The sequence below is a fragment of the Xanthomonas sp. WHRI 8393 genome (genome assembly GCF_040203315.1).
In the GTDB taxonomy this organism is placed as follows: Bacteria; Pseudomonadota; Gammaproteobacteria; order Xanthomonadales; family Xanthomonadaceae; genus Xanthomonas; species Xanthomonas arboricola.
Genome location: NZ_JBEGGL010000001.1, coordinates 1162465 through 1178624, shown reverse-complemented (window position 1 = coordinate 1178624; position 16160 = coordinate 1162465). Strand labels below are relative to the sequence as shown.

General features: G+C 68.5%; 14 protein-coding genes. 8 read left to right on the top strand and 6 right to left on the bottom strand.

The window, feature by feature from the left end; all coding sequences use genetic code 11:
* Window positions 1-3 precede the first annotated feature (3 nt).
* The gene (locus ABQ137_RS05010) at window positions 4-495 is read left to right on the top strand and encodes a DUF3106 domain-containing protein (RefSeq protein WP_039810786.1); all 492 of its coding nucleotides are present in this window, start codon (window positions 4-6) and stop codon (window positions 493-495) included.
* 199 nt (window positions 496-694) lie between these two features.
* Here the strand turns inward: ABQ137_RS05010 and ABQ137_RS05005 are convergent, their stop codons facing one another.
* Together ABQ137_RS05005 and ABQ137_RS05000 are read right to left on the bottom strand one after the other, a co-directional pair.
* Window positions 695-1786 (bottom strand): NAD(P) transhydrogenase subunit alpha, encoded by a 1092-nt coding sequence (locus tag ABQ137_RS05005; RefSeq protein WP_349781390.1) that lies wholly within the window; start codon window positions 1784-1786, stop codon window positions 695-697.
* Window positions 1787-1844: 58 nt separating this feature from the next.
* On the bottom strand, window positions 1845-2441 hold the full coding sequence (locus ABQ137_RS05000) for a TetR/AcrR family transcriptional regulator (RefSeq protein WP_126966985.1): 597 nt from the start codon (window positions 2439-2441) through the stop codon (window positions 1845-1847).
* A 134-nt stretch (window positions 2442-2575) separates the two neighbouring features.
* Between ABQ137_RS05000 and ABQ137_RS04995 the strand changes: the two genes are divergently transcribed.
* Window positions 2576-3439 carry an alpha/beta hydrolase gene (locus tag ABQ137_RS04995; protein WP_349781388.1) on the top strand — a complete coding sequence of 288 codons (864 nt, stop codon included), beginning with the start codon at window positions 2576-2578 and terminating at the stop codon, window positions 3437-3439.
* Window positions 3440-3477: 38 nt separating this feature from the next.
* On the opposite strand, the gene pacR is transcribed toward ABQ137_RS04995, so the two are convergent.
* Both pacR and ABQ137_RS04985 read right to left on the bottom strand, forming a co-directional pair.
* Window positions 3478-5835 (bottom strand): PacR family protein, encoded by a 2358-nt coding sequence (gene pacR, locus ABQ137_RS04990; RefSeq protein ID WP_167708490.1) that lies wholly within the window; start codon window positions 5833-5835, stop codon window positions 3478-3480.
* A 222-nt stretch (window positions 5836-6057) separates the two neighbouring features.
* Entirely contained in the window at window positions 6058-8304 is a 2247-nt protein-coding gene (locus tag ABQ137_RS04985) for a DUF1631 domain-containing protein (protein WP_184551458.1), read from the bottom strand.
* Window positions 8305-8434: 130 nt separating this feature from the next.
* Between ABQ137_RS04985 and ABQ137_RS04980 the strand changes: the two genes are divergently transcribed.
* From ABQ137_RS04980 to ABQ137_RS04965, 4 genes are read left to right on the top strand one after another with little or no spacing between them, the layout of a single operon-like run.
* Window positions 8435-9010 carry a nitroreductase family protein gene (locus tag ABQ137_RS04980; RefSeq protein WP_184516286.1) on the top strand — a complete coding sequence of 192 codons (576 nt, stop codon included), beginning with the start codon at window positions 8435-8437 and terminating at the stop codon, window positions 9008-9010.
* A 14-nt stretch (window positions 9011-9024) separates the two neighbouring features.
* Window positions 9025-9993, top strand: a complete 969-nt coding sequence (locus ABQ137_RS04975; RefSeq protein WP_179465010.1) for a 5'-3' exonuclease — start codon at window positions 9025-9027, stop codon at window positions 9991-9993.
* Window positions 9990-10541, top strand: coding sequence for an NUDIX hydrolase (locus ABQ137_RS04970; RefSeq protein WP_024940626.1), 552 nt, complete (start codon window positions 9990-9992; stop codon window positions 10539-10541). Before ABQ137_RS04975 ends, ABQ137_RS04970 begins: the two co-directional genes overlap by 4 nt.
* A complete protein-coding gene (locus tag ABQ137_RS04965; RefSeq protein WP_184516283.1) occupies window positions 10534-11319 on the top strand; it encodes an N-formylglutamate amidohydrolase in 786 nt (261 codons plus the stop codon). Before ABQ137_RS04970 ends, ABQ137_RS04965 begins: the two co-directional genes overlap by 8 nt.
* Before the next feature lie 176 nt (window positions 11320-11495).
* On the opposite strand, the gene pip is transcribed toward ABQ137_RS04965, so the two are convergent.
* Both pip and prmC read right to left on the bottom strand, forming a co-directional pair.
* The gene (gene pip / locus ABQ137_RS04960) at window positions 11496-12437 is read right to left on the bottom strand and encodes a prolyl aminopeptidase (RefSeq protein WP_024940624.1); all 942 of its coding nucleotides are present in this window, start codon (window positions 12435-12437) and stop codon (window positions 11496-11498) included.
* 236 nt (window positions 12438-12673) lie between these two features.
* The gene (prmC, locus tag ABQ137_RS04955; RefSeq protein ID WP_184516281.1) at window positions 12674-13525 is read right to left on the bottom strand and encodes a peptide chain release factor N(5)-glutamine methyltransferase; all 852 of its coding nucleotides are present in this window, start codon (window positions 13523-13525) and stop codon (window positions 12674-12676) included.
* Window positions 13526-13725: 200 nt separating this feature from the next.
* On the opposite strand from prmC, the gene ahpC reads away from it, so the two are divergent.
* Together ahpC and ahpF are read left to right on the top strand one after the other, a co-directional pair.
* Window positions 13726-14289 (top strand): alkyl hydroperoxide reductase subunit C, encoded by a 564-nt coding sequence (ahpC, locus tag ABQ137_RS04950; RefSeq protein ID WP_039523700.1) that lies wholly within the window; start codon window positions 13726-13728, stop codon window positions 14287-14289.
* 216 nt (window positions 14290-14505) lie between these two features.
* Window positions 14506-16098, top strand: coding sequence for an alkyl hydroperoxide reductase subunit F (gene ahpF / locus ABQ137_RS04945; protein WP_039530547.1), 1593 nt, complete (start codon window positions 14506-14508; stop codon window positions 16096-16098).
* Window positions 16099-16160 lie beyond the last annotated feature (62 nt).

Sequence of the window (16160 nt, the reverse complement as noted above, 5' to 3'; positions counted from 1 at the left end):
ACGATGACCCGCACCACCCGCCTGTTGTTGACCCTGCTGCTGTGCGCCGCGCCCTGCGCGTCCCTGCTGGCTCAGGCCCATTCCCCCGGACCGCCGGGACCGCCACCGCCGGATGGCCCCGGCCCGCGAGGACCCGGACCGCGCGAGGCAGACACGCCGATGCCCGAGTGGGACAAGCTCACCCAGCAGCAGCGGCAGGTGCTGATCGATGCGCTGCGCGAACGCTGGAACGATGTGCCGGAAGAACGCCCGCGCATGTATCGCCATGCGCGCCGCTGGCTGGACATGACCCCGGAGCAGCGCAAACAGGCCAAGGCCGGCATGGACCGCTTCCGCAACATGAGCCCGGAGCAACGCCGCGAGGCCAAGGCCTTGTTCGAACGCATGCGCACGCTCAACCAGCAACAACGCAATGAGCTGCAGCAACGCTGGCAGAAAATGAGCCCGGCCGAACGCAGCACCTGGCTGCGCGAGCATCCGCCCACCGACGACTGACGCGGCGCTGCCGCGGCAAGCGCAACCCGCCAGCACACCGGTGCATCCCAGTCACGCGCGGCCACCGTAGGAGCGCGCTGGCGCGCGATGGAGCATCACAGATAAGCGCCATCGCGCGACGGAGCGTTACCGATAAAGCGCCATCGCGCGCCAGCGCGCTCCTACCCGCCAGAGCGCAAGGCGCATGGGCTCGGCGGGGCTACGCAGTCGCTGGCGCCGACCAGCGTGTCTTGGCCAGCAGTTCGTCGTCCCAGTCGAACGACAGCGCGCCATCCTTGATCAGCAATGCGGCGAACGCGTAGACGTTGCGCGCGAACATCTCGCTGGCGTGCACCGCGCCCTGGCTGGCCAGGTTGAGCGGGCCGGCGATCACCACGCCGTCGCGCTCATAGGTATCGCCGGGCCGGGTGGCAGCGCAATTGCCGCCGGTTTCCGCGGCCAGATCGACGATCACGCTGCCGGCGCGCATGCCGTGCAGCATCTCCATGCTCAGGATCTTGGGCGCCGGCCGGCCGGGCACGGCGGCGGTGCAGACCACCACGTCCACGCCTTTGAGGTGTTCGGCCAGCCGGCGTTGCTGTTCGGCGCGTTCGTCGTCGGTGAGCTGGCGCGCATAACCGCCCTCGCCGGCCGCGCTCACGCCCAGATCCAGGAAGCGCGCACCCAGCGAGGCGATCTGCTCGCGGGTTTCCGGGCGCACGTCGAAGCCTTCGACCTGCGCGCCCAGCCGTTTGGCGGTGGCGATCGCCTGCAGCCCGGCCACGCCCGCACCGATCACCAACACCTTGCTCGGGCGCATGGTGCCGGCGGCGGTGGTCAGCATCGGAAAGAAGCGCGGCGCCAGCTGCGCGGCGATCAGCACGGCCTTGTAGCCGGCCATGCCGGCCTGCGAACTCAAGACGTCCATCGATTGCGCACGTGTGGTGCGCGGCAGGCGCTCCAGCGGAAACGCGACCAGCGCAGCGGTGGCGATCGCCTGCGCACGTGCCGGGTCGGCGTCCGGCGCCAGCATGCCGATCAGCACGGTGTGGGGCCTGCATTGCTGCAGCAGCTCGGTGGGCGGTGCCTGCACGCTCAGCAGCACCTCGGCCTGCGCCAGCGTGTCTGCCGTGGCGAGCTGCGCCCCGGCCTGCAGATACGCGGCGTCGGCCATGCTACTGGCACAGCCGGCGCCTGGCTCGATCCACACGCTGGCGCCGAGCGCGACCAGTTTCCTGACCGTTTCCGGCGTGGCGGCGACACGGCGCTCGCCTGCCGCGTGTTCTTTCAGCACCAGCACCTGCACAGCCATGGCTTGCCCCGCTCGCGCCTGTCGTCGCGGCGATGCTAGCAGAGCGCGGCAGCCACGCTCAGGGCGTCAGCAAGGCCGGCAGCATCGGGGCGAGCAACTGCTCGGGCGGCGCCAGCGCCACCGCTTCGGTGCGGTGGTCGATGGCCAGACACGCATAACCATGCGCCGCGCTCCAGGCCAGCAGCACCCGTTGATGCAGCAGGTGCGCATCCGGCGCACTGCCGTGCCGGGCCAGCCAGGCCGCATGCAAGGCATCGCGCAGGCAGGCCATTGCCGCATCGGTGGCTGCCAGCAGGCGCGGCAGGCTGCGTCGCTGCGGCTCCAGGCTCTGCATCAAGCGAAACTGCTGCGGGTAGGCGATGGCGAACCGGATATAGCCCAGGCCGCCGCCCAGCAGTGGGTCGACCTCGCGCTGGGCCTGCACGATCCACTCGACCATGCGTTCGTACCCGTCTGCGACCAGTTCCACCACCAGGCCTTCCAGCGAGCCGAAGTGATGTGCCGGTGCGGCATGCGAAACGCCCGCACGGCGGGCGCACTCGCGCAGGCTCAGCCCGCGCGGACCCGATTCGCCGACGATCTCCCAGGCCGCGCGGCGCAGGGCGGCGGGCAGATCGCCATGGTGATACGTCGCTGACTTGGGCGCGTGGGACATGGCGGCTTCGCAAATCGGGATGTCATTGGAGCAGGGAATCTTGACGCTGACAAGATTGGCGGTGCAGACTCGCCCCGCATCTTGCCAGCGTCAAGATCGGCGCCGGATGTAGCCCCTCCCCAGCGAGTTTTTTCATGGCCAAGGCATTTTCCCGCTGGCGCATGCGCCTGACCCGCACGCTGTTCGGGTCGGCCAGCCGCCTGGCTCCCGGCCCGACCGGCCGCCTGCTGGCGCGCCGCTTCGTGACGCCGGATGCAGCATCACGCCGGCACGCCGCATCCACCCTGGCCACGCTGTCCGACGTGGGCCGCGACAGCCTGTCCATCGATGGTATCGAGATCGCGGTGTATGTCTGGGGCGACCCGGCGCAGCAACCGTATGTCCTGCTCTCCCACGGCTGGTCCAGCTATGGCCTGCGCTTTGCCGCCTGGGTGCCACGGCTGCAGGCGCTGGGCTATGCGGTGGTGGCCTTCGACCAGGCCGGGCACGGATTGAGCGGTGGGCGCATCAGCTACATGCCGCACTTTGTCGAGGTGCTGCGCCGGATCGGGCGGCGCTTCGGCCGGCCGGCGGCCTTCATCGGTCATTCGCTGGGTTCGGCATCGGTCGTGTTCGCCGATGAAGCGGCCTGGCAGCCGGCGCGCTACGTGCTGATCGCGCCATTGCTGGCCCCGGCCGAGACCGCACGCCGGCAGTTCCGCGCCTTTGGCATCGCGGCCAAGACCTTCGTTCCGTTCGAGGACCTGCTGCATGCGATCACCGGCAAACGCTTTGCCGATTTCGATGCGTCCCCGCATCTGCCGCGTTTCCAGCGTCCGGCCCTGATCATCCATGACCGCCGCGACCGCGAGACACCCTGGGACGAAGGCGCGCGTTTTGCGGCGCTGTGGCCGCAGGCGCAATTGCTGACCACCGAAGGCCTGGGACACAACCGCATGGTCGACCATGCCTCGGTCATCGAAGCGGCGCTGGACTTTATCGGACCGGCGCGGGCCTGAGCGTACCGCGATGCGGCAAGCGCATCGCGCGGTACCCGTTAGTGCACGGTGCTGTTGTGCAACGGATCCAGGCGGTCGATGACGCCCTGCATGGCGCTGTCGAAGGCGCCGTCGTTGATGTGCTCGCGCAGCCTGCCCAGGCGCACCATCACCGCCAGCTCCTCCGGCGAGGCGACGCAGAAGCGTACGCCGCGGCGATTGACGAACAGCAGCCGCTGCGAGATCGGGCTCACCCACGACAGCTTGCCCGCCTGCACCTTGCCGTCCTTGTCGACGAAATCCAGCCAGGTGCCGATATCCATCGCACGGAAACGCTCGGCATCGGCGCTGTCGATGCTCTGCGCCACCGCCTCGGCCCCCAGCACCACGCTGACGCTTTCGGCAGCCGGCGGCGGCAGGTTGACCTGCGGCAGCTCCGGCAAGGCCTTTTCCAGCTCCGGGCGCGCTTCGGCGATGGCCTGCAAGGTGTCGTGCAATGCGGTGATCGCCACCACCACCGCGTCGCCATGCAGGCCGACGCTGGCAAATACGCGATGCAGGGCCGGCTGCCAGACCTGCAGCCACGGCTTGCCGACGATGTGGCGACGTGCCTCGGCCAGTTCTTCCAGCACGCCATCGGCCAGGGCCAGTGCCTCGACGGTGCCCGGACCTTCCTCACCGTCGCGCAGGATCGCCATGGTCAGATGGTGCAGCCACGGCTGACGCAGGAAATCCTCCACGGCCCTGGGCAGCGGCGTGCCGGCCTGCGTGCGCTGTTCCAGCTCCGACAGCGCGCGGCTGCGTGCCAGCTCGAGCTTTTCCTGGCCGCGCTGGGTTTCGGTGGCGCGCCGCTCGGCAATTTCCACCCGGCGCCGATGCTGCGATAGGAAATCGCGGAATTCCTCTTCCAGGGTCAGGAAGATCGCCAGGTTCTCGTTGAATTCGGCCACCAGGCGGTCGACGATTTCCTCGACCTTGCCCATCAGCACACGCTCGGCAGCGCTGTCGCCGGTGTTGCCTTCGCAGGCCTCGGCCAGCGAATTGAGCAGGCGCCGCGCGGGATGGGTCTTCTGCACGAACATCTTGCGATCCAGCAGCGCGACCTTGACGAAGGGCACCACCAGCCGGCCGATCATTTCGCGCGAACGGTTTTCCAGATCGCGCTCGTCCAGCATCACGTCGAACAGCATGCCGACCAGGTCGATCGCATCCTCATCCATCGGGTCCAGGCGCGCGGTCGCCGGGTCCACGCCCAGCCGCGTGGCGCTGGACAGCACTTCGTTCTTCAGCCGCTGCGCCAGCGACTCGGTGTCGTCGCCGATGGCCGCCTGCAGCGTCGCGCTCGGCGTGGCCTGCAGCAGCGACAGCACCGACATCATCTCGCGCTGGCTCAGCGGGCGTTGCTGGCCCACCGCCACCGATGCGGCAGAGGCGGTGTTGTCGCGCACGCTGCGGGTCTGCTGCAGCAACTCGTGCAACGCTTCCAGCAACATGCCCTGGCTGCCGCCGGGGTGATCGGCCTCGCCCCCATCCATGCCGCCGGCAACGCCGCCACCGGCCTGGCCACGCTGGGCGGCGGCCTGCATGCGGCCGCGGCTGTGCGCCCAGCGGTCCAGGAAGCGGTTGGCCCAGGCCGGTGCGTACTGGTCGCTCTGGTCGTCGCCGCCGATGTCGGCAGCCGCGCCCTGGGCCTCGGCCTGGGCGCGCTCCTCGGGCGTGTCGCCGCGTGGCTGCACGCGCGGCGGCGGGCGCTTGGGCTGGGAGATTTCCGGCATGACGCCGGCCTTGGCCAGCGTCTCGTCCAGGCGCGCATACAGCTTGCCGATCGGCTCGGCCAGGTCGCGCTCGCACAGCTTGATCAGTACCAGGCGCACTTCCGGCGCCAGGTCGCAGGTGGCGAAGGCTTCGTGGATCGCCACGCCCAGATGCTCCGGACCGAGCGGGTTGGTGTCGGCCACCAGTTCCAGGCCGCCGGCGATCCAGCCCAGGCGGCGGTCCACCCGCGCCAGCACCTGCTTGAAGTCGCGCAGCAGCACCGTGGCCAGGTTGCGCACCGCCAGCCGCGATTCGAGCACGTGTTCGGGCACCAGACTCAGCGGGCCGGTGCCGATGTCGCCTGCCAGGACCACCTCGGCCGACAGCGGCTCGCCCAGCAACAACGCCTGCCAGCCGTCGTCCAGCTGCTGGCGGAACCGCGAGGCCACTTCGTCGCGCTTGCGGCGCAACTCGCGCATGCCGTCGAGAAACAACAACTGCGATGTGCCCGCGGATTCGGCGCGATCGAACAGCACATCGTCAAAGTGTGCGACTGCAGCGGCAAAAACCTGCGCGAGTGCGGGCACGAACACGGCGTGCGCCTGTTCGAGCAAGCGTTGGTCACGGCCCGGATGTCCCGACGGACTGGGCTGAAAAGTCATGCGCAAAGGCTCCCCGCCCCTGCAGGCGTGAAAATATTCAAACGAAAGAAAACAGACGCGGCCCCAAATTCCGCCACCGCATGGTAGGCGTTTCGCTCGTTTGTTAAGTGTGACGCAATTCGCACTTTAGTCGTGACCGCCCAGGGTTTGCGTGTCAGTCGGACATCCTAGCGTGCATCGCTGCGGTGGCGCTTGCCAGCGCGTATTAACCGCCTGCGGGGGTTAAGCCTTCAGCATGTGCGGCCGGTCCAGCGCATCGACGACATCCTGCATCGCGCTGTAGAACGCGTCCTCGTCGCGATGCAGACGCAGGCGGTCCAGCCACACCATCATCGCCAGTTCCTCCGGCGAGGACACGCACAGCCGCCCGCCGCGCCGGTTGACGAACATCAGCCGCCCGGAGATCGGGCTGATCCAGCACAACCTGCCGGCCTGCACGCGGCCATGCCGGTCGACGAACTCCAGGCAGGTGCCGAGCGCCATGCCGCGGAAGAAATCGGCGGTGACACGATCGAATTCCACCTGCGCAGTGACATCCAGCATCGGCGTCAGCGGCTCGCCGACCGGCTCGGCCGGACCGGGGCTGGGGCGCAGCGCGCTCAAGGTCGGCGCAAACAGGGCGGGATCCGGCGCTCCCGCAGCCGGCACCGATGACGTGGACAGCAGCGCGCGCTGCAGTTCCTGCAGGGCCAGCTCGGCGTCGCGTTGCGCCAGGCCGGCCAGCGCGAAAGCCTGCAGCAGCTGCGCACGCTGCGGCTCCAGCGCGGCGTCACCAGGCGCAGCACCCAGTTGCGCCAACACCGCATCGCCCAGGGCCACGGCCGCGTCCAAGGCCTGGCCGGTGCCGTCGCCACGCAACGCCACCTGTTGCACATACGGCTGCCAGACGCGGCCGAGGAAGTGCTCGACCAGCGGCGGCAGCGGCCCGCGCGCCAGGCGCTCTGCCAGCGCCTGCGCGGCAATGCTGCGTGCGGCTTCGCGGCGTTCTTCGGCGCGCTGCAATTCGCTGGCACGGCGCTCGGCGATTTCCACCCGGCGCCGATATTGTTCGTAGCTGGCGCCGAACTCGGCCTCCAGCGTCAGAAACAGCCCCGGATGCTCGTCGAAATCGCGCACCACCGTGTCGATCACCGCCTGCACCTGGCCGAGCAAGGCCTGCTCTGCCGCGGTTTCGCCGGCATTGCCATCGCAGGCGTCGACCAACAGGTTGAGCAGGCGGCGTGCGGGATGGCCGTCGCGCACGAACAGGTGGCCGTCCAGCATCGCCAGCTTGGCCATCGGCACCAGCAACTGGCCGAGCAGGCTGCGCTGCGCATCCGACAGATGGCTCTGCACCAGGATCGCGGCGAACAACAAGGCCACCAGATCCAGCGCGTCCTCGTCGTCGGGGTTGAGGCAGGTGGTGGCCGGATCCACCCCAAGCGCGGCGGCGGCGCGCCTGACCTGCTGCCGCAGGCCACATGCCAGGCCCGAATCGGTGCCGTCGATGGCATCGAAGCCGGCCGCAGGCATGGTCTGCAGCAGCGACAGCGCCGACACCACCTCGCGCGGCGACAGCAGGCGCTGCCCGGCAGGTGCGGGCGTGTCGCCATCGGGTTCGCGTTGGCGGCGTGCATGCTGCAGCAAATGGTGCAGGCCGGCCGGCAACAGCTCGCGGCCGCTGCGCAGATGCACGTCGATCGCCTCGACGCCGGCCAACGCGCCCTGCCCGCCCGACCAGTCGGCGAAGAAGCGTGCGATCCAGTCCGGCGTCTCGGCGGCCTGCTCGCCGGCGCCTTCGTCCTGGCGCGGAATGCCGCGCCGCCGGCTGCGCGGCTGCGGCAACTCGCGCAAGCGCGCCACCTGCGCCAGCGCCTGTTCCAGCGCGCCGTAGCGCTGGCCGACGCGTTCCATCAGGTGCTGCTCGCAGACCTTGATCACCGCCAGATGCGCCTTGGGCGCCAGCGTCACCCCCTGAAAGGCCTCGTACAGGGCCACGCCCAGATGCTCCGGCCCGAACGGATTGCTGTCGCCATCGATACGCAGCCCGCCGGCAATGAAGCCCAGATAGCGATTGAGCCGCATCAGCTCCGTGCGCCACTGGTGCTGCAGCGCGCCGGCCAGGTTGCGCACCGCCAGGCGCACCTCCAGGTCCTGCTCGGGCAGCAGGGTCAGCCCGGCCGCACCGCGGCCCAGGCTGCGATCGGCCGACAACGGCCGCCCGGATTCCAGCCCCTGCCAGGCCTTGGCCAGATGCCCGCGGAAACGCGCGGTGATCGGCTCGCGCTGCTGCCGCACCGCCTGGATCGCCTCCAGGAAGTCGTTCTGGGCCGGGCCGGCATCGGCCGCCAGCTGGAACAGCGCCTCGGCCAATGTGTCCTGGAATTGGACAAAGGCATCGGCCAGCGGCACCAGCACAATCTCGCGTACCTGGTCGAGCAGCTGCGAATTGCGGCTGGGGAGCACGGGGGTGGACACGAACTGGGTCATCGGGCGGCGCACAGGACGAACATGGAAGGGATGTCACGACCGGGCCGGCATCGGCCCGCCGCCCATGATGCGGCGGGCGTTGGGAAGGGCCCGTCTATAATTGCCCGCATCCTCGCCTCGACCCGGAATTATGCACGCACCGTATTCGCTCCAGGCGCTGGACGCGCGCCGCTCGGTCCCCTCCAAACAGCTGGGCGAGCCCGGCCCGGATGAAGACACCCTGCTGCGCATGCTCACCTCGGCGGTGCGCGTGCCCGACCACGGCAAGCTGGTGCCGTTCCGTTTCTTGCGCATCAGCGGCGATGCCCGCCAGGCACTGGGCGATTTCCTGGCCGAGCGCAGCCTGGCCGCCGACCCGCTGGCGCCGCCCGCCGCGGTCGAAAAAGACCGCAACCGTTTCAACGATGCGCCGCTGGTGGTCGTGGTGATCGCCGCGCTGCGCCCCGGGCACAAGGTGCCCGAGCAGGAACAGCTGCTCACCGCCGGCTGCGTATGTTTTGCGCTGCTGCAGGCTGCGCAGGCGCATGGCTTCGGCGCGCAGTGGCTGACCGCGTGGATGGCCTACGACCCGGCGGTGACCGGCTATCTGGGCCTGGAGCAGAACGAGCGCATCGCCGGTTTCATCCATATCGGCACCCCGCGCCTGCAGGTGCCAGAGCGCGAGCGCCCGGACCCGCGTGCGCTGCTGCGCGACTGGACCCCGTGACCACGCACGTCCCCATGCTTGCAGGCGCGCCGCCGTCGATCAGCCGCCCGACCCCGCTGTATCTGGTCGATGCCAGCCTGTACGTGTTCCGCGCCTGGCATTCGATCCCGGACGAATTCCAGGATGCGCAAGGCTGGCCGACCAATGCCGTGCACGGCTTTGCGCGCTTCCTGCTCGACCTGCTCGAACGCGAGGATCCGCAGCACATCACCATCGCCTTCGACGAGGCGCTGGACAGCTGTTTTCGGCATGCGCTCTACCCGGCCTACAAGGGCAATCGCACGCCGGCACCGGATGCGTTGCGGCGCCAGTTCGCGCATTGCAAGGCGCTGTGCGCGGCATTGGGCCTGAGCGTGCTGGCGCACCGCGATTACGAGGCCGACGACCTGATCGGCAGCGCCTTGCACAGCGTGCGTGCGCACGGCCTGCGCGGGGTGATCGTGTCGGCCGACAAGGATCTGTCGCAGCTGCTGCTCGAACACGACGAGCAGTGGGATTACGCGCGCAACCTGCGTTGGGGCATGGACGGGGTCAAGGCGCGCCACGGCGTGCACGCCCATCAGATCGCCGACTACCTGGCGCTGTGCGGCGATGCGATCGACAACATTCCCGGCGTCACCGGCATCGGCGCCAAATCGGCGGCGGTCCTGCTGGCGCATTTCGGCAGCCTGGATGCCTTGCTGGAGCGTATCGACGAGATCCCGTTCCTGCGCCTGCGCGGCGCGGCGCAGATGGCCGCGCGCCTGCGCGAGCAACGCGAACACGCGCTGCTGTGGCGTCAGCTCACCACCATCGCACTTGACGCGCCGCTGGCGCTGACCGATGCCGGTTTCACGCGCGCGCCAGCCGATACCGACATGCTGGGCGGCTTGTGCGAGAGCCTGCGCTTCGGCCCGCTCACCCGGCGCCGGTTGCTGGCCGCCTGCGGCGGCGCGCCGGCACCGCGCACTCCCGTTTCCCTGGAACAAGGCCTGCATCCATGAACCGACACGACACCCCGCCCACCGTGGTCTACGAAGGCAAGTACCAGCGCATGGTCGTGCGCGGCACCTGGGAATATTCCGAACGCGTGCACGCCGGCGGCCTGGCCGCGATCATCGTGGCGGTGACCCCGGACGATGCGATGTTGTTCGTCGAACAGTTCCGCGTGCCGCTGCAGGCCCGCACCATCGAAATGCCGGCCGGTCTGGTCGGCGATGTGCATGCCGACGAGTCGATCGAGCTGTCGGCCATTCGCGAACTGGAAGAAGAAACCGGCTGGACCGCCGAGCACGCCGAAGTGCTGATGATCGGCCCGACCTCGGCCGGCGCCAGCAGCGAGAAGATCGCCTTCGTCCGCGCCACCGGCCTGCGCAAGGTCGGCGCCGGCGGCGGCGATGCCAGCGAAGACATCACCGTGCACGAGATCCCGCGCACGCAGGTCGGCGCCTGGCTGGTGCAGAAGATGGCCGAGGGCTATCAGATGGATCCCAAGCTGTGGGCCGGGCTGTATCTGGTCGATCACGCACTGGACGGCACCCCGCGTGGCTGAAGCGACCGCTGCCCGCCTGCTCGGTGCCGACGATCCCGCACCGTTCAGCGTGCACAACCCGCAGGCCGCCTCGCCATGGCTGCTGATCGCCGACCACGCCGGTCGGCGCGTGCCGGCGCGGCTGGCCAATCTGGGCCTGCCGCAGCAGGAGCTGGACCGCCACATCGGCTGGGATATCGGCATTGCCGAGGTCACCCGCCTGCTGGCCGATGCGCTGGATGCGGTCGCCATCGCGCAGACCTATTCGCGCCTGGTGATCGACTGCAATCGCCCGCATGGTTCGGCCACGCTGATGCCCGAGATCAGCGACGGCACCTCAATTCCGGGCAACCTGCAGCTGTCGGCCGACGATCGGCAGCAGCGCATCGATGCGATCTTTGCGCCATACCACGCGCGCATTGCGGCGGAACTGGATGCACGCGCACAGCGCGGGCAACCCACCGTGCTGGTGTCGATGCACAGCTTCACGCCGATCATGGCCGGCAATGCACGGCCCTGGCATGCCGGCGTGCTGTACAACCGCGACACGCGGCTGGCGCACCGCCTGCTGCAGGCCTTGCGCGACGAGCCGGATCTGGTGGTTGGCGACAACCAGCCCTACGCGGTCAGCGACACCAGCGACTATGCGATTCCGGTCTACGGCGAAGGCCGCGGACTGCTGCATGTGGAGCTGGAACTGCGCCAGGACCTGATTGCCGATGCCGCCGGGCAACAGGCGTGGGCACAACGCCTGGCACGCATCCTGCCGCCGCTGGCGCAGGCACTGCTGCCGCACTGACTCCTACGAAGCATGCGGCGGCCGCGCTGATCTGCAGCCTCGGTGACGACGGTTGCCTCGTAGGAGCGCACCCGGGCGCGACAGGCCGTCCCGTTACCCTACGTCGCGCCCGGGTGCGCTCCTACCGCTGGCGCGCGAGCGCTGCTGCAGCTTCCCGTGCACGCTCGCGGTTGCGCTCAGGCGAACCCGTCGGTGGCGCGCACCAGCGCATCGACATTTTCCGGCTCGAAGGCCGAATGCCCCGATGCCGGGCTGACCTGCAGCTGCGCCTTCGGCCAGACCTTGTGCAGGTCCCAGGCGCTTTGCATCGGGCACACCACGTCGTAACGCCCCTGCACGATCACGCCGGGGATGTCGGCGATGCGGTGCGCGTCACGCAGCAGCTGGTCTTCGACCTCGAAGAAACCGCCGTTGACGAAGTAGTGGTTCTCGATGCGCGCGAACGCCAGGGCGAAGTGCGCGTCCTCGTGTCCGGTGACGAAGTCGGCGTCCACATGCAGGAAGCTGGTGGCACCTTCCCACACGCTCCACGCCTTGGCCGCGGCCAGACGCGTGGCTTCGTCGTCGCTGGTCAGGCGGCGATGGAAGGCGGAGATCAGATCGGCGCGCTCCACCACTGGAATCGCGTTGACGTAATGCTCCCAGGCATCCGGAAACAGCCGGCTGGCGCCCTGCTGATAGAACCATTCCAGCTCGAAACGGCGCAGCAGGAAGATGCCGCGCAGCACCAGCTCGGTGACCTGCTGCGGATGGGTCTGCGCATAGGCCAGCGCCAGGGTCGAGCCCCAGCTGCCACCGAACACCTGCCAGCGCGCGATGCCCAGGTGTTCGCGCAGGCGCTCGATGTCGGCGACCAGGTCCCAGGTGGTGTTGTTCACCAGATCGGCATGCGGGGTGGAACGGCCTGCGCCGCGCTGGTCGAACAGCACGATGCGGTATTTGGCCGGGTCATGGAAGCGCCGCATCTTGTCGTTGCAACCGCCGCCGGGGCCGCCGTGCAGCATCACCACCGGCTTGCCCTGCGGATTGCCGCACTGTTCGAAATACAGCGTGTGGCGGTCGTCGACCTGGAGGGTGCCGTGGTCGTACGGCGTGATCTCGGGATAGAGCGTGCGCATGCGTCGGTCCTGCGGGAAACCGCTAGTGTATCGGCACCCGGTCTGCACACGCGGGCGCCCCATGCGATCGAGCCAGGGCGGGCGCACGGCGAAGCGCGAGGACGTGGAGCGACGGAGCCAGGCTCCTGCACGCAGCGCCGGACGGGCACGGTCGGTGCCCGGAAGCGGCATGTCCTGTTTCAGCTCCGAGCGCGCCGTCCCCCCTCCACCTGGCGACCGCTCCGTGGCCGGCCGCGCTAGCCCGCAGCGGGCGACCAGCGCCCCGACGTCACTCGGTCACGCTGCTCCAGGTCCTGATGCGTGGCCACCGCGTCGAAGCCACGCGCCTGCAGCAGCCCGGCCACCGCCGCGCCCTGGTCCCAGCCGTGTTCGAGCAGCAGCCAGCCGCCCGACAGCAGATGCGCAGGCGCATCGGCGACGATCAGGCGGATGTCGTCCAGGCCATCGGGGCCGGAAGCCAGCGCACTGGCCGGCTCGTAGCGCAGGTCGCCTTCGCCCAGATGCGGATCCTGCGCGGCGATATACGGCGGGTTGCTGGCGATCAGGTCGAAGCGCTCGCCGGCCAGCGGCGCAAACCAGTTGCCCTGCCGGCATTCGACATTGCGCAAGCGGTGGCTGTCGGCATTGCGCCAGGCAACCGCCAGCGCCGCCGCGCTGGCATCGGTGGCGATCACCTGTGCCTGCGGCCGCTCGCTGGCGATGGCCAGCGCGATCGCGCCGCTGCCGGTACCCAGATCGGCAACGCGGCGGCCCGGCCGGGCGTCCAGTCGCTCAAGTGCCAGCTCGACCAGCACCTCGGTGTCGGCGCGCGGGATCAGCGTGGCAGTGGAGACCGCCAGATCCAGCGTCCAGAACCCACGCGTGCCGGTCAGGTACGCCACCGGTTCGCCGGCCTGGCGCCGCTGCACCAATGCCGCGAATGCCTGCGCGACCGACGGCTCGACCGGATCGCGGCCATGCGCGAACAGCCAGGCGCGGTCGCGGCCCAGCGCATGCAGCAACAGCGGCTCGGCATCACTGCGCTCGATCCGCTCGACCGCACGCCGCAGCAACTGCTCGGCGGCAAGACCGGCTGGGTCCTCACTCATACGGATCATTCACTTATGCGCAACATCGGCTGACCATTATCGGAGATGGAATCGGCCCCTGCAGCGGCAGACGCCGTCTGCAAACTCGATAGCCCCAGCCTATCTATACAATTCCATCAATCGATTTGAGAAATCTATCGATCCTGCCTAACATGGTGACTGTTCCATCCCCCGCCCCCTTCATCGCACGAGGAAACTCAATGTCTCTTATCAACACTCAGGTCCAGCCGTTCAAGGCGAATGCGTACCACAACGGCAACTTCATCGAAGTCACCGAGGCCAGCCTGAAGGGCAAGTGGTCGGTGCTGATCTTCATGCCGGCCGCCTTCACCTTCAACTGCCCGACCGAAGTGGAAGACGCCGCCGACAACTATGCCGCGTTCCAGAAGGCAGGCGCCGAGGTCTACATCGTCACCACCGATACGCACTTCTCGCACAAGGTGTGGCACGAAACCTCGCCGGCCGTGGGCAAGGCGCAGTTCCCGCTGATCGGCGATCCGACCCACAAGCTGACCCGCGCGTTCGGCGTGCACATCGAAGAAGAAGGCCTGGCCCTGCGCGGCACCTTCATCATCAATCCGGAAGGCGTCATCAAGACCCTCGAGATCCACGACAACGCGATCGCCCGCGACGTCACCGAGACGCTGCGCAAGCTGACCGCTGCCCAGTTCGTCGCCAACAACCCGGGCCAGGTCTGCCCGGCCAAGTGGAAGGAAGGCGCCAAGACCCTGGCTCCGTCGCTGGACCTGGTCGGCAAGATCTAAACCGACTGACACCTCCGGCCTGTGGTTGAGGCCGGAGCATCTCCGGCCCAGCACTGGGCCGGGGGTGAACCGGAGCCGGTGCCGGGCTGCCCGCCAGCCATCGCCAGCACGCATTCCCGACATCGCGCCGGCTGCGGTTCATCCCCTTCCTCCCCGGCGACCTGCCTCAGCGCAGCGACGCCACGCCCTCCCCTTGCCCATTCCCAGGAGTTCTCCATGTTGGATGCCAACCTCAAGACCCAGCTGACCGCCTACCTGGAACGGGTTACCCGTCCGATCCAGATCAATGCCTCGATCGACGACAGCGCCGGCTCGCGCGAAATGCTCGACCTGCTCGAGGATCTGGTGCTGCTGTCGGACAAGATCAGCCTGGACATCCACCGCGATGACAACCAGCGCAAGCCCTCGTTCGCGCTGACCACGCCGGGCCAGGACATCTCGCTGCGCTTTGCCGGCCTGCCGATGGGCCACGAGTTCACCTCGCTGGTGCTGGCGCTGCTGCAGGTGGGCGGCCACCCGTCCAAGGCTGCCGCCGAGCTGATCGAGCAGGTGCAGCACCTGGATGGCGACTACCAGTTCGAAACCTATTTCTCGCTGTCGTGCCAGAACTGCCCGGACGTGGTGCAGGCGCTGAATCTTGCCGCCGTGCTCAACCCGCGCATCAAGCACGTGGCCATCGACGGCGCGTGGTTCCAGGACGAGGTCGAAACCCGCCAGATCATGTCGGTGCCCACCGTCTACTTGAATGGCGAGCTGTTCGACCAGGGCCGCATGACGCTGGAGCAGATCGTCGCCAAGCTCGACACCAACGCGGCCAAGCGCGACGCCGCCAAGATCGCCGCCAAGGACGCCTTCGAGGTGCTGGTGGTCGGTGGCGGCCCGGCCGGCTCGGCAGCGGCCGTCTACGCCGCGCGCAAGGGCATCCGCACCGGCGTGGCCGCCGAGCGTTTCGGTGGTCAGGTGCTGGACACCATGTCGATCGAAAACTTTATCTCGGTGCCGGAAACCGAAGGCCCGAAGATGGCCGCCGCGCTCGAGCAGCATGTGCGCCAGTACGACGTGGACATCATGAACCTGCAGCGCGCCGAGCAGCTGATTCCGGCCGGTGCCGATGGCCTGATCGAGATCAAGCTCGCCAATGGCGCCTCGCTCAAGAGCAAGACCGTGATCCTGTCCACCGGCGCGCGCTGGAGGCAGATGAACGTGCCGGGCGAAGACCAGTACAAGAACAAGGGCGTGGCCTATTGCCCGCATTGCGATGGCCCGCTGTTCAAGGGCAAGCGCGTGGCGGTGATCGGCGGCGGCAATTCGGGCGTCGAGGCCGCGATCGATCTGGCCGGTATCGTGGCGCATGTCACGCTGGTGGAGTTCGACGACAAGCTGCGCGCCGACGAAGTGCTGCAACGCAAGCTGCGCAGCCTGCACAACGTGCGCATCATCACCAGCGCGCAGACCACCGAAGTGCTGGGTGATGGCCAGAAGGTCACCGGCCTGGTCTACAAGGATCGCACCGGCGGCGACATCCAGCACGTGGATCTGGAAGGCGTGTTCGTGCAGATCGGTCTGCTGCCCAACACCGAATTCCTCAAGGGCTCGGTGGCGTTGTCGCCACGCGGCGAGATCATCGTCGACGACCGTGGCCAGACCAATGTTCCGGGCGTATTCGCTGCCGGCGACGCCACCACGGTGCCGTACAAGCAGATCGTGATCGCGATGGGCGAAGGTTCCAAGGCTGCGTTGAGCGCGTTCGATTACCTGATCCGCTCCAGTGCACCGGTCAGCGCCGACAACGTCGCCCAGGCAGCATAAGCGCACTCAAGCCAGCGCCCGGCCAGCCCGGGCGCTAAGCTCCAGTCGTACCCCGTCACCGC

Bases quoted from the DNA above. Each gene is read 5' to 3' on its own strand.
- ABQ137_RS04985 (WP_184551458.1), bottom strand. From the start codon at position 8,304: ATGACCCAGTTCGTGTCCACCCCCGTGCTCCCCAGCCGCAATTCGCAG.
- ABQ137_RS04975 (WP_179465010.1), top strand. From the start codon at position 9,025: ATGCTTGCAGGCGCGCCGCCGTCGATCAGCCGCCCGACCCCGCTGTAT.
- ahpF (WP_039530547.1), top strand. From the start codon at position 14,506: ATGTTGGATGCCAACCTCAAGACCCAGCTGACCGCCTACCTGGAACGG.
- ABQ137_RS04995 (WP_349781388.1), top strand. From the start codon at position 2,576: ATGGCCAAGGCATTTTCCCGCTGGCGCATGCGCCTGACCCGCACGCTG.
- pip (WP_024940624.1), bottom strand. From the start codon at position 12,437: ATGCGCACGCTCTATCCCGAGATCACGCCGTACGACCACGGCACCCTC.
- ahpC (WP_039523700.1), top strand. From the start codon at position 13,726: ATGTCTCTTATCAACACTCAGGTCCAGCCGTTCAAGGCGAATGCGTAC.
- ABQ137_RS04970 (WP_024940626.1), top strand. From the start codon at position 9,990: ATGAACCGACACGACACCCCGCCCACCGTGGTCTACGAAGGCAAGTAC.
- ABQ137_RS05010 (WP_039810786.1), top strand. From the start codon at position 4: ATGACCCGCACCACCCGCCTGTTGTTGACCCTGCTGCTGTGCGCCGCG.
- prmC (WP_184516281.1), bottom strand. From the start codon at position 13,525: ATGAGTGAGGACCCAGCCGGTCTTGCCGCCGAGCAGTTGCTGCGGCGT.
- pacR (WP_167708490.1), bottom strand. From the start codon at position 5,835: ATGACTTTTCAGCCCAGTCCGTCGGGACATCCGGGCCGTGACCAACGC.
- ABQ137_RS04980 (WP_184516286.1), top strand. From the start codon at position 8,435: ATGCACGCACCGTATTCGCTCCAGGCGCTGGACGCGCGCCGCTCGGTC.
- ABQ137_RS05005 (WP_349781390.1), bottom strand. From the start codon at position 1,786: ATGGCTGTGCAGGTGCTGGTGCTGAAAGAACACGCGGCAGGCGAGCGC.
- ABQ137_RS05000 (WP_126966985.1), bottom strand. From the start codon at position 2,441: ATGTCCCACGCGCCCAAGTCAGCGACGTATCACCATGGCGATCTGCCC.